Origin of the sequence: Ignatzschineria sp. F8392 (genome assembly GCF_002252045.1) — a bacterium.
In the GTDB taxonomy this organism is placed as follows: Bacteria; Pseudomonadota; Gammaproteobacteria; order Cardiobacteriales; family Wohlfahrtiimonadaceae; genus Ignatzschineria.
Map to the genome: position 1 here is coordinate 16,428 of NZ_NEFF01000006.1, position 12,427 is coordinate 28,854.

Genomic DNA, 12,427 nt, shown 5'->3' on the forward strand with positions numbered 1-12,427 from the left:
ATCACTGTATAGTTTACTTGATATAGGGACTTCTTTAAAGTTCCCCCTTAGATATAAAAAGGTAAGAATCTTAAGATTATGACATTAGTATCACTCAATATTGGACTCTATCTTTTGTCAGCGTTACTTCTTCTTGCACATCTTTTCAAGAAGGGACAAAAATGGTGGTTGCCTCTCAGTTATATCTCGATCTTCTCGGCACTTGGCTTACATGCAATCTCCTTAAGTTATCAACTATCAATTGGGGATCTTGAAGTCATTAGCGCCATTGAAGCGCTCTCTTTAGCTTCAATCATGATGGTCCTTCTCATCATTCCTTACCTTAAGCGGCACCTCAATACTGCTATTGCTATTATGCTCTTTGCCGGTGCAACACAAATTTTAACCCTATTTGATCATCAAGATGTTGGTTTTAGTACCCCATCTCCTTGGTTAAGCCTCCATATCTTAACCTCTATTATCGCCTATGCGATTTTGCTACTTGCATCCGTACAAGCATTACTACTCTATCTCCGGGATCGAGCATTAAAAAATCGGCGCTCAATCACCCAGAAGTTTCCTCCCATTTTACGTATGGAGCTGCTTCTCTTTAGAATGCTCACCATCGGCTTTATTCTCCTAACAGTCAGCCTTGTAACAAGTTTTGCATTCTTTGATCAATGGTTTTCGCCCCACTTCATTCATAAAACGGTCTTAACCGGGCTTGCATGGATTCTCTATGGTGCTATTTTATGGGCGCATCACTACTATGGTTTACGTGGTCGCCCTGCAGCGAAGTTTATTCTGCTGACAGCGGTCATTCTATTACTAGGAATTACAGGAACACGTCTGATCCAAGAGTTCCTCTTTGCATCTTAATCTTTGCATTTTAACCTTCGTTTATAACTCGATAGATATCCCGACTATGACAAATTCTACCGCTAAAGAACAATCCTTTATTCATCATCTTATTGAGCTTCGTGATCGCCTTATCCGTGCCGGCGCCGGGGTCTTAATTATCTTCTTAGCTCTCATCTACTTCCGTGATGATATCTATAACTTTGTCGCAACACCTCTTCTCAATGTCTTACCAGAAGGGGGGAAAATGATTGCTACCGATGTGATCGCACCCTTTATTGTCCCCATTAAATTAACGCTTTGGGTCTCCTTCTTTATTGCCATCCCTTGGGTGCTCTATCAAGTTTGGGGGTTTGTCGCACCGGGGCTCTATCAACATGAAAAACGAGTGGCGTTTCCCATCATTTTCTCAAGCGTTATTCTCTTCTATACGGGGATGGCATTTGCCTACTACGCCGTTATGCCCATTATGTTTAAGTTTCTCTCAGGGTCTGCGCCATCAGGCGTTGAGATGGCAACAGATATCGGCAAATATCTCTCAACAGTTTTACGCCTCTTCTTCTTCTTCGGAATTGTCTTTGAGATCCCCATTGTTCTCATTATCCTCATCTCTTTACAGATTATTAAAACGGAGAGTCTTGTAAAAAAACGTCCCTACATTATTGTGGGTGTTTTCACCGTTTCTGCCATTGCAACGCCTCCCGATCCCTTCTCAATGATTATCTTTGCAATTGCAGCACTACTTCTCTTTGAATTAGGCCTCTATATCGGTAAACGTATTGAGAAGAAAAGAGCGGCAAAATTAGCAGCAGAAGAGGGCTCTTTTGAGGTTACAAAACATGAGGATTCAGAAGCTTAAAGCCCCTCTCAAGAATGATTTATCTGCTCTTTAATTGAGTAAGAGTGCTATAATTACCCCCATTATAAGAGCGCCTTTATCGATAAAATCACTCCGATTAGGTCGATTAAATGGCACTCTTTATCTTATCTCTCAATCTCTTTTGCCCCCCGATTTCGATAATCGATCGAGTGCATGGCAGAAGATATTGACTATTTAATTCACCTTTTAAACTGGATAATGTGATCTATTATTATGGTTAAAACTCGCTTCGCCCCATCTCCAACGGGCTATCTCCATATCGGTGGCGCTAGAACTGCGCTCTTTTCTCATCTCTTTGCCCTTCACAACAAAGGTACAACCGTTTTGCGTATCGAAGATACCGATCTTGAGCGCTCAACACCTGAGGCAGTCGCGGCAATTATGGAGAGTTTAGAATGGTTAGGCTTTCAATATGACGAAGGTCCTTATTACCAAACTAAACGTTTTGATCGCTATAAAGAGGTTGTGGCTGAGCTCTTAGAGAAAGGTCATGCTTACTACTGCTACTGTACGCCTGAAGAGTTAGCAGAGATGCGTGCAAAAGCGGAAGCGAAGAAAGAAAAACCACGTTACGATGGTACGTGGCGCCCTGAGCCGGGCAAGACACTTCCTGAAATCCCAGAAGGTATTAAGCCTGTGGTTCGTTTTAAAAATCCACAAGTCGGCGTAACGAGCTTTACTGATCTCGTTCATGGAAACTTGAGCGTTCAAAATAGTGAGTTAGATGATCTTATTATCGCTCGTAGCGATGGTTCACCCACCTACAACTTCTGCGTTGTTGTTGATGATGTCGATATGGAGATCACCCATGTTATCCGTGGTGATGACCATATCAACAATACCTATCGTCAGGTCAATATCTTCAAAGCATTAGGCAAGCCCGTTCCTCACTTTGCTCATCTTGCGATGATTTTAGGAGATGATGGTCAAAAACTCTCTAAACGTCACGGTGCAGTAGGTGTGATGGAGTATTATGAGCGAGGCTTTCTCCCTGAAGCGGTGATCAACTATCTTGTTCGTCTCGGTTGGTCTCATGGCGATCAAGAGATCTTTACCTTCGAAGAGATGGTTCAATATTTTGATCTAAAAAATGTCTCTAAATCAGCAAGTGCTTTTAATACCTCAAAACTTCTCTGGCTCAATCAACATTATATGATTGAGAAAAATCCAGCAGAATTAGGACAATTGCTCAAGCCATTCTTAGAGAAAATTGGTATCCAAACAGAAACCACACCAGAATTTGATAACTTTCTCACAAAAGCAGTTGAAGCACATGTTAAACGTGCGGAAACATTAGTTGAGCTTGCGGAAATGATTAAATATCTCTTTATCGATGCGATTGAGATCGATGAAGCTGCAAAAGCAAAACAGCTTACGGAAGTCTCAAAACCGGTACTTGAAGAGTTAGTCCGTGTTTTAGGTGATGTCACAGAATGGGAACCTGCAGAGCTTGATGCGGCAGTTAAAACTGTCACGAAAAATCTTGAAGTAGGAATGGGAAAAGTCGGTATGCCACTTCGTACCGCAATCGTTGGGCGCACAAACTCCCCCAACCTTGATGAGACCCTCTATTTAGTCGGCAAAGAGCGAACGCTTGCACGATTAGAAAGAGCGATCAATCTCATTTAAGAATGAAAATTAAGCCATTTTTACATTACTTCTAATAATTTAGATGTGATTTTTGATTTATATTGATTTATACAATTCTTTAAAAGCGATCCTTTAAATAGAGATCGCTTTTTTATTACGCAATATCCCTTTCCACGCTCATTTCTACATTATTTTTTAGTCTACTAGTTAACTCAATAAAATATACTTAATGAATGATCCTTAAGAAGAGCTTCTTGAGTTAGATCTATAAGCTTGTTTTTCATGGGTAGGTGTTGCCGGAAAAGCCAAACATAATTGCTGATTTTTTATCAGTTTAGTTAAATAACTTCGTCGTAATGACTCTGGCTTTCGTTTTAAAAGTTTACCAAGAGATACTAAAGTAACAAACTGATCTTCACAAAGCTGCAATATCAAGTTTTCCATAGTTTCTCTTGCTAAACGCTGCTTACTTCTAGCCTCTTCTGCTATTTCATATAACTGCTTCTTATATTCAGTGGTTAACTTCTCAACATCATCAATAATAGGGAATTCTAATTTGTCACTACAAAACCTGCCATATGAATCTCTCGCCTGAAAACAGGACTCTAAAATTTCCGATCTACTAATTACAGAGCTATCACCATTAATTACAGAGCTGCTATCGCTAATTACAGAGCTATCACCATTAATTACAGAGCTGTTATCGCTAATTACAGAGCTAGAAATAGCTACATTACTAAAAACATCTTCTGGCTTTAAAACTTCTATTCCACTTAAAGTATAAACAGCACCTCTCCCCCCAGTACTATTCAAAAAACCCTCTTTTACCAGATGTTGCAAATTACGGGAGATATCAACAGAATGATTTGTACTAATTGATTGTAAACGTGTATGTGTGACAACACCTTCAATCTTAGCGATCGCTAAAGCAACCCTCTCTTCTTCATTTAATAATGTAAATTTCTCACCGAACTGAACCATTAACTGCTGCATTGTATCTTGAGGAAACAGATCTACCATTGTTAATTCTAATAGGGTTTGATTATTAGGCTCCCTTTTTTCAAGCAAGTAAGGAGGAAGCCAATGTTGAGATTGCCAACCAGATAATATTTTAGGAACACCAGACCCTGCTTGCTCTCCAACATTGATTAATCGAAACATTTGATGCAGTTTTCGATTACGACAATCTGACTCACCTCCTTGTAGAGCAACTTTCAAAGGAACTCTCATTAATCCTGGATTACGGAAAACAAACATATCAGGTCGTTTTACAATTAAAACAGAAGCACGATCGCTATAGTCAGCATGAACAATAGAGTTAACCAGCGCCTCTCTCAAAGCAATATGAATCGGTGTATCTTCTTGCCGAATACCATCTTTTAATGCAAATGGTATTTTTAAATCCTGAACAAGCTTAGAGTAAACTTTTCTATAAAAATCATAAAGATTCCCACTCCATGAACCATCTGGAACAACTCTATCTATCCAGCGAGTTTCTGTTTGCGCGCGAGGCCATTCTTGATAATCAATCATATAATTAGGAAAGACCTCACTAATCACATGATGCATTCCAAACATTAGTAAACCTGCTCTTGTTAACCCCTCCTCTCCTGTTTCACGATTAATCCCATATGCACCAATGCGCCGTAAAAACTCAAGATTCCCTAAATCATTCAATTCCGCATGGGGCTTTAAGTTACTATAACGCTGTCGATAGGACTTCAATGACTCCATTGCTATGTCATCAATCCCATAGTGTACTAAAATCTGATCATCTCGAATATCAACCTGTTCTGCCAACATTCTTTTTACAGACTCATCGTCTAGTCTATAATCACCTTCATTTTGTCTTATATATGTATTATTGAGCGGGTTATTATTTAAATAGATGGGTTGCTGTTTCCTTGAGGCTCTTGGAACTGCAATAAAGAGCAACTGCTTACCCCCAATCTCCACCTCCCGAACATATTTATCTGACAATATATTTTTATTAACTTTTGAGCCATTATTAATGGTGTTAAAAAAATCAGATCGTGCTTGATGAATATTATCTATCCCTTGAATATCAAACAAACCAGAAGGTAACTCTTTTACCCCAAGAATAATAATTCCACCATTAGTATTAGCAAATGCACTATAAGTTTCCCACAATGAATTAGGGACTCGCCCCTTACCATCCTTTCCTAATGCTAACTTACATTCTATATCAATGTCTTCTTGTAAATTATCAAGTCCCGCATCAATGAGTTGATCCATCTTCTGAATAATCAAATTCATATCTACACTTCTTTCAGTTAAAGGTGATTAGTTATAAAAATAGATAGTTATTCCCCTTTCCTAGCCGCTTCATCTAACTGATCTAAAAACTTGAGCTTATCACCAATTTGTCGCTCTAATCCTCGATCTGTTGGGTGATACCACCTCATCTCATCCATGCCTTCAGGGAAATAGCGTTCGCCGGCAGCATAAGCGTTGGGCTCATCATGTGCATAACGGTAATGTTGCCCATGCCCGAGATCTGCCATCAATTTTGTTGGCGCATTACGAAGATGAAGGGGAACTGGTCGCGTCTGATCAGCTGCAACAAATTGCCTCGCTCTCTTAAAAGCCATATAACCTGCATTCGATTTTGCAGCACAGGCTAGATAGATTGCCGCTTGTGCTAAAGCAAGATCCCCTTCAGGACTTCCTAATCGCTCGTAAGTGGTTAATGCATCTGTGGCGATCTGTATCCCTCTAGGATCTGCAAGACCAACATCTTCCCAAGCAATCATCAGGATTCTTCGCCCAAGATAGCGAGGATCGACACCACCTTCCATCATCAACGAGAACCAATAGAGCGCAGCATCTGGATCAGAACCTCGAATCGACTTATGAAGCGCGGAGATCTGATCATAGAAATAGTCGCCCCCTTTATCAAAGCGCTTCGGCTGATTCGATAAGATCCGATCAACTAAGGGGCGACCAATCTCATACAGCTCATCATTTTTAGCCACTACAAGCAGCTGTTGAAGAAGATTCAATAACCGCCGGCCATCACCGCTGGCATACTCAACTAAACGCTCTGTTGCCGCTTCATCAAGCTGATATTGCGGATAATAACGGTTTAAAGCACGCTCAATTAAACGCTTTTGCGCCTCATCATCAAGTGGCGCGAGAAGATAGACTGATGCGCGCGACAAGAGCGCTTGATTGATTTCAAATGAGGGATTCTCTGTAGTGGCGCCAATAAAGGTGACAAGACCAGATTCTACAAAGGGGAGTAAGGCATCCTGTTGTCCCTTATTAAAACGATGAATCTCATCGATAAAGAGGATCGTTCTTCGCCCTTGAAGCTGATAGCTTTCAGCCTCTTTTATCGCTTCCCGAATCTCTTTTACCCCTGAAAAGACGGCTGAAAGGGAGATAAATGCTGCATCAAACTCTTCGGCGATCAGATTTGCTAATGTCGTCTTTCCAACGCCCGGTGGGCCCCAAAAGATCATTGAATGGGGTATTCCGCTACGGAAAGCTTCATAGAGTGGCTTTCCCTCACCTAAAAGCGCATCTTGCCCAACGACTTCCGCTAAAGTTTGTGGCCGCGCTAAATCAGCTAGAGGGGAGAATTGTAACTTTGTCTCCTCTGCTAAGTCAGAAAAGAGATCTTTCATCTATCTTATTCCATCCCATTACATTTTATGATATTTCATAACGCTTCATGATACTTCATGGCACTTAATGACATTCATTGGTGCACTTTTGAATAGGCCTCTCTTACTTCGTCTCATCGATCACATCGACATCAGCAGGAATTGTGAAATCGAAGCGAGAAGCGGGGATCTCTCTATTTTCTTGAACACGTTTCATCACAAAAGAGATCTTTTGACCCGTAACATCCTCCACATTGAAGGAGTAGATTTTACGATTTGCAAAGATGACCTGAATATCTTTCACCTCTAAGTCAGAATGCCCCATTTTAGGAGTTAAGAGATACTCTCGGCGATCTCTCACTGTCTTAATATCAAAATATTGATCCAAAGGATCAGAACTCAAGAGGATCTGCAAGACAGGATTATTGAGCACTTCAGAGAGAGGCTTAATAATTACCTGCATTAAATCGACATCGTAAAACCAAAATTTTTTGCCATTACTAATTAAAATTTGTTGATAAGGCTTTTGGTAATCGAAGAGAAATTTAGGGGATGATGTTTGCGCTTTTTGATCCTTTTTCGAGGATAATTGTTGCTCTTTTTCTGTTAATGCCCGATTATTTTTCTCAACGATCAATTCACCGATAGTTGTATCAACACGATCTTTAGTGATAATCTCTTGTGTGAAATTGGCCTCGAGCGTCTCTAGATCCTGAAAATAATCGACTATAAACTTCTGATTTGCCAAAGTTATTGTTGGGGATAGAAGAAGACTCAAGGGAAGAATCCATTGTAAAAGTCGTTTTGTCATCGCTGATTGCCTCAGGTTAATTTTGCAAAGTTTTAGATCACTGAATTATAACAGATTGCCCTTTACTATAGAATGTATCCTCATTGGCATACTGTTTGATCCATCATTATCGAGGATCATCGTGCGCTTTAGTGCTTATCAATGCTCTAAACGCACATTTTAGAAATACCAACCCTAATGGAGAAGTATCTTCATATCGCTATTGGTATCCTCTTTGGTTCCTATTTGGATACTCTCTAGAAATTTTTGAGATAACCGTTAGAGATACTTCTTAGAGATATTTTTCGATTAGGGTATTGAGACAGAAGCCTTCTACTAGAAGGAGAATTGATTGAAAAATCGTTATTTTAGATATAGGAGTTACCCCTAATGATCAGCTCAAACATGATTTCGTTTGATGTGTACGCTACGATCGTCATTGCTTGTTTAACCTTGCTTCTTGGTCGTGTTGTCGTCGCAAAAATCCCCCTCCTCGATCGTTTTACAATTCCAAGCCCTGTTGCTGGTGGATTGATTATTGCATTTACGATCTTAATCTTAAAAACTGTCTTCGACTTTGAAATCAAGTTCGATACAGCATTACAAACGCCATTAATGTTGATGTTCTTTGCAACAATCGGTCTTAATGCAAACTTCAAAAGCCTCCTCTCAGGGGGTGTCTCTCTCTTAATCTTCCTCTTTGTCGTAATCATCTTCCTCTTAATTCAAAGTGGTGTTGGTATCGGCTTAGCAAAAGCACTGGGTATTGATCCACTGATGGGGCTTCTCGCCGGTTCTGTAACATTAGCAGGTGGCCATGGAACAGGCGCCGCTTGGGGCGAAGTATTCTCTAAAGAATATGGCTTTACCAATGCAACAGAGATTGCAATGGCCTGTGCGACCTTTGGCCTTGTCTTAGGAGGCTTAGTCGGTGGTCCTGTAGCGCGCATGCTCCTTCGTAAACGCCAAATGAATCTTGATACAACCATTATGGGGAAAGATCAAGATAAGGAAGCATCTGATGATATCACTGCATTTGAGCAGCCTCGCGCAAGTCGTCGTATTACTTCAAATGCATTGATTGAGACCATCACCATGATTCTTATCTCAATCACTTTAGGAACGATCATCTCTGATGCGCTCAACGGCACGAAATTTGCACTTCCTACCTTCGTTTGCGTCCTCTTCGTGGGTGTGATTATCAATAACATTCTCTCACTAATCAGTGATCAAATTATCTTTGAGCGCTCGGTCTCTATCGTTGGAAACGTCAGCCTCTCTCTCTTCCTTGCTATGGCATTGATGAGTCTTAAATTGTGGGAGCTTAAATCGCTTGCGATTCCAATGATCATTATCCTTGCGGTACAAGCGATTATCATGGCGCTTTATGCAATCTTCATCACCTACAATGTAATGGGTCGCGGTTTAGATGGAGCTGTTTTTGCAGCAGGTCACTGTGGATTTGGTCTTGGGGCAACGCCTACAGCTATTGCTAATATGCAAGCGGTGACAGAGCGTTTTGGCCCTTCAACAAAAGCCTTCTTAGTAGTACCGATGGTAGGGGCATTCTTTATCGATATCGTCAATGCGATTGTCATTAAACTCTATCTTATGACACCACTCTTCCCACAAGTTGCCTCTGCAACTGTCGGTAGCTAATCGATAGAACGCTAACGTGTTGAAATGTTAATAGAGATAAGAGATTAACAAAACTCACAAAACCGATCGCTAAAGGGCAATCAGCAAGAAAAAGAGCTATAGATTAATGGAGAGCTTCAAATTTGAAATCACTCTCTGTTGCTATAGCTCTTTTCTCTTTTCTCTTTTCGTCTTATCGTATTGTCATTATAGATATTGATAGCTAGCTAGATAAGATATCGTCAGTCATGAAAAAGAGGTTCTCTCTAAGATTGAATCTCCAAAATCGATAAGAGCTCTTCAAAATGATCGATCACATAGGTAGGATTCTCTTCTGAAATGAGCCGTCCAAAGTTATAACCATAAGTGAGACCAACTGTTGCAACACCTGCCTCTTTTGCCGACTCAATATCATTGCGGGAGTCTCCTACAAAAAGAAGCTCTTCGCGGTAAAGCCCAAAAACCCCCAATGTCTGATAGATCGGTGCCGGATGCGGCTTTCTGGCAGTGACATCATCGGCGCCTAAAACAAGGTCAAAAAGTGATGTTAAAGAGAGATCTTTCAACAACTGTGGTAAAAAACGTGATGGCTTATTAGTAATCATCGCTAAACGATAGCCCTGCTCTTTCAATGTGGTTAATGTCACACGCACGCCGGGATAGAGTTCACTTCCCTTCTTTAAGACATCAGCATAAAAGCGATTAAAGAGATCATACGCCTCATCAAATTGCGAAAGAGCAGATTCTCCCCCGGCATCTTTAAGCGCGTTCTCCACTAAATTAATAGCGCCATTTCCAATCCAGACCGAGACTTTCTCAAATCCGGCAACAGGATACTCTAAAGTCTTCAACATCAGATCAATCGCTTCTGTTAAGCCTTTAGCACTATTAATCAATGTTCCATCAAGATCAAATGCTACCGCGCTAATTTTTCTACTCATCTTATCCCCTTATAACAATTTACTGATCCTCAACAAGCTCGCTCCATATGAGTTCACTCCACTATTATAGCGATTTCTCAATGAAACGCTTTGAGATCATGATCGAGGCAAAAGCGCTATTAAAATAGCAAAATAACTCAACAAGATTACTAAAAAATCATCAAGATAGTGCTTATCCCCCTCAATATTCACTTAACACCTCGATTTTTAACTCCTATTTAGGTATATTGCCTCAGTGCCGAATCGACAGTTGCGCATCATATCGCACCGATTCAACCGATAAAATATTATTTGGGAGAGAATACAATGCATAATTTACCCCCTTGCCCAGAGTGTCAGATGACACATACCTATACCGATACAGAGTTCTACTTCTGCCCCGACTGTGGTCACGAGTGGCCAGTAAATGCCGAGGTGGTTGAAGAGGAGCAAAAACCGGTAACACGCGATGCTCATGGAACACCACTTCAAGATGGCGATTCGGTGACCGTTATCAAAGATCTCAAAGTTCGTGGCTCTTCAATGGTCGTTAAGCAAGGAACGATGATCAAAGATATCCGTATTATCGATGGTGATCACGATATCGACTGTAAAGTCAACGGTACGAGCTTACAGCTAAAATCAGAGTTTATGAAAAAAGCATAATTGTCACTTATCAAAAAAAGTGGCAACGAAGAAGAGTACTACAGATAGTGCTCTTTTTTTATACCTATCGAAGAAAGAGATAAAAACCCCAAAATATTAAATTATAATGATTTGCAGTATAGGGATATGGAAATATAAAAATGTAGAGATATATTAATATCCTTTTCTTAATATTATCACTTCATTATCAAAGACCTACTTAACAAAAAAACTCAAATCCTCGATAAAAAGGGCGTTAACACTGAAGATAAAGTGAATTTAGATTGTACTTTCAGGCGAGATATCCTACTATGAAATAGTATACTTTTTACTCAACTTTCCACAATACTAAGGAGAATGCTATGTCAGAAAGTATGAAAGCTATGGTCTATTATGGTGAAAATGATCTTCGTTTTGAAGAGCGCCCTATTCCCAAAATTTTAGCCCCCACAGATGCTATTGTAAAACTTACAAAGACAACGATCTGCGGCACTGACCTTGGTATTATGAAGGGTAAAAATCCTGAAATTGAGGCGACAGCTAAAGAGCGTGATGGCGAATTTAATGGCCGTATTTTAGGGCATGAAGGTATCGGCATCATCGAAGAAGTTGGTAGCGCTGTTAAGAACTTCAAAAAAGGGGATAAAGTGATTATCTCCTGTGTCAGCCGCTGCGGTACTTGTGAAAACTGTCAAAAACAGCTCAATGCACACTGCTTAAATGAAGGTGGTTGGATTATGGGATATATGATCGATGGCACACAAGCAGAATATGTCCGTACTCCCTTTGCTGATACCTCCCTCTACCATCTTCCTAAAGAGTTAAGTGAAGATGTTGCGGTTCTTCTCTCTGATGCACTTCCAACCTCCCATGAAATTGGCGTTCAGTATGGGGATGTCAAACCGGGTGATACCGTTGCTATTGTTGGTGCCGGCCCGATCGGTATGGCAGCACTCTTAACCGCACAACTCTACTCGCCAAGTAAGATCATCGTTGCCGATACTGATCAGAATCGATTAGAGATGGCGCTCGAAATGGGGGCTACCGATGTTGTCAACTCAGCGACTGAAGATCCGATCGAAAAGATCCTCTCCCTCACGAATGGACGCGGCGTTGATTGTGCAATTGAAGCTGTAGGGATTCCTGCAACATGGGATGTTTGTCAACATGTGGTTAAAGAGGGAGGCAATATTGCAAACGTCGGTGTGCATGGTCAACCTGTCAGCTTTGCGCTTGAAAAACTCTGGATTAAAAATTTGAAAATCACAACTGGACTTGTCAATGCAAACACCACCGACATGTTGTTAAAAACCTGCTGCTCCGGAAAGCTCCCTCTTGAAAAGATGATTACGCATCACTTTAAGTTCGATGATCTTGAACACGCCTATAAAGTCTTCAAAAATGCTGCTGATGAAAAAGCAATGAAGGTGATTATTGACTATCAGTAGCTCCACGACACATCAATATACCTAAATATAAAATATGGAAAGAGATGATA

Annotated in this window: 10 protein-coding genes; 6 read left to right on the top strand and 4 right to left on the bottom strand. The window is 40.6% G+C overall.

Annotation, left to right across the window (positions count from 1 at the left end; translation table 11 throughout):
• Window positions 1–78: 78 nt before the first annotated feature.
• From B9T19_RS09035 to gltX, 3 genes are all read left to right on the top strand, one after another.
• A complete protein-coding gene (locus tag B9T19_RS09035) occupies window positions 79–858 on the top strand; it encodes an inner membrane protein YpjD (protein ID WP_094568310.1) in 780 nt (259 codons plus the stop codon).
• Window positions 859–904: 46 nt separating this feature from the next.
• Window positions 905–1,696: a twin-arginine translocase subunit TatC gene (gene tatC, locus B9T19_RS09040; protein WP_094568311.1), complete on the top strand. Its 792-nt coding sequence runs from the start codon at window positions 905–907 to the stop codon at window positions 1,694–1,696.
• Between the two features lie 231 nt (window positions 1,697–1,927).
• Window positions 1,928–3,346 carry a glutamate--tRNA ligase gene (gene gltX, locus B9T19_RS09045; protein ID WP_094568312.1) on the top strand — a complete coding sequence of 473 codons (1,419 nt, stop codon included), beginning with the start codon at window positions 1,928–1,930 and terminating at the stop codon, window positions 3,344–3,346.
• A gap of 201 nt (window positions 3,347–3,547) precedes the next feature.
• Here gltX and B9T19_RS09050 read toward each other — a convergent pair whose 3' ends face one another.
• The 3 genes from B9T19_RS09050 to lolA all read right to left on the bottom strand — a co-directional run bounded on the left by B9T19_RS09050 (window position 3,548) and on the right by lolA (window position 7,747).
• The gene (locus tag B9T19_RS09050) at window positions 3,548–5,584 is read right to left on the bottom strand and encodes an RNA-binding domain-containing protein (RefSeq protein WP_094568313.1); all 2,037 of its coding nucleotides are present in this window, start codon (window positions 5,582–5,584) and stop codon (window positions 3,548–3,550) included.
• A 47-nt stretch (window positions 5,585–5,631) separates the two neighbouring features.
• Entirely contained in the window at window positions 5,632–6,957 is a 1,326-nt protein-coding gene (locus tag B9T19_RS09055) for a replication-associated recombination protein A (protein WP_094568314.1), read from the bottom strand.
• A 103-nt stretch (window positions 6,958–7,060) separates the two neighbouring features.
• On the bottom strand, window positions 7,061–7,747 hold the full coding sequence (gene lolA / locus B9T19_RS09060) for an outer membrane lipoprotein chaperone LolA (RefSeq protein ID WP_094568315.1): 687 nt from the start codon (window positions 7,745–7,747) through the stop codon (window positions 7,061–7,063).
• 384 nt (window positions 7,748–8,131) lie between these two features.
• Between lolA and gltS the strand changes: the two genes are divergently transcribed.
• Window positions 8,132–9,385, top strand: coding sequence for a sodium/glutamate symporter (gltS, locus tag B9T19_RS09065; RefSeq protein ID WP_094568368.1), 1,254 nt, complete (start codon window positions 8,132–8,134; stop codon window positions 9,383–9,385).
• A 245-nt stretch (window positions 9,386–9,630) separates the two neighbouring features.
• Here the strand turns inward: gltS and B9T19_RS09070 are convergent, their stop codons facing one another.
• A complete protein-coding gene (locus tag B9T19_RS09070) occupies window positions 9,631–10,305 on the bottom strand; it encodes a phosphoglycolate phosphatase (RefSeq protein WP_094568316.1) in 675 nt (224 codons plus the stop codon).
• A 306-nt stretch (window positions 10,306–10,611) separates the two neighbouring features.
• Here B9T19_RS09070 and B9T19_RS09075 point away from each other — a divergent pair, with 306 nt between their 5' ends.
• Window positions 10,612–10,950: a zinc ribbon domain-containing protein YjdM gene (locus B9T19_RS09075; RefSeq protein WP_094568317.1), complete on the top strand. Its 339-nt coding sequence runs from the start codon at window positions 10,612–10,614 to the stop codon at window positions 10,948–10,950.
• 353 nt (window positions 10,951–11,303) lie between these two features.
• Window positions 11,304–12,377 (top strand): zinc-dependent alcohol dehydrogenase family protein, encoded by a 1,074-nt coding sequence (locus B9T19_RS09080; RefSeq protein WP_369828093.1) that lies wholly within the window; start codon window positions 11,304–11,306, stop codon window positions 12,375–12,377.
• Window positions 12,378–12,427: the final 50 nt, after the last annotated feature.

What these genes read in the sequence shown, in the direction of transcription:
- B9T19_RS09035 (WP_094568310.1), top strand. Translation starts at nt 79, where the DNA reads ATGACATTAGTATCACTCAATATTGGACTCTATCTTTTGTCAGCGTTA.
- tatC (WP_094568311.1), top strand. Translation starts at nt 905, where the DNA reads ATGACAAATTCTACCGCTAAAGAACAATCCTTTATTCATCATCTTATT.
- B9T19_RS09050 (WP_094568313.1), bottom strand. Translation starts at nt 5,584, where the DNA reads ATGAATTTGATTATTCAGAAGATGGATCAACTCATTGATGCGGGACTT.
- B9T19_RS09055 (WP_094568314.1), bottom strand. Translation starts at nt 6,957, where the DNA reads ATGAAAGATCTCTTTTCTGACTTAGCAGAGGAGACAAAGTTACAATTC.
- lolA (WP_094568315.1), bottom strand. Translation starts at nt 7,747, where the DNA reads ATGACAAAACGACTTTTACAATGGATTCTTCCCTTGAGTCTTCTTCTA.
- gltS (WP_094568368.1), top strand. Translation starts at nt 8,132, where the DNA reads ATGATTTCGTTTGATGTGTACGCTACGATCGTCATTGCTTGTTTAACC.
- B9T19_RS09070 (WP_094568316.1), bottom strand. Translation starts at nt 10,305, where the DNA reads ATGAGTAGAAAAATTAGCGCGGTAGCATTTGATCTTGATGGAACATTG.
- B9T19_RS09075 (WP_094568317.1), top strand. Translation starts at nt 10,612, where the DNA reads ATGCATAATTTACCCCCTTGCCCAGAGTGTCAGATGACACATACCTAT.
- B9T19_RS09080 (WP_369828093.1), top strand. Translation starts at nt 11,304, where the DNA reads ATGAAAGCTATGGTCTATTATGGTGAAAATGATCTTCGTTTTGAAGAG.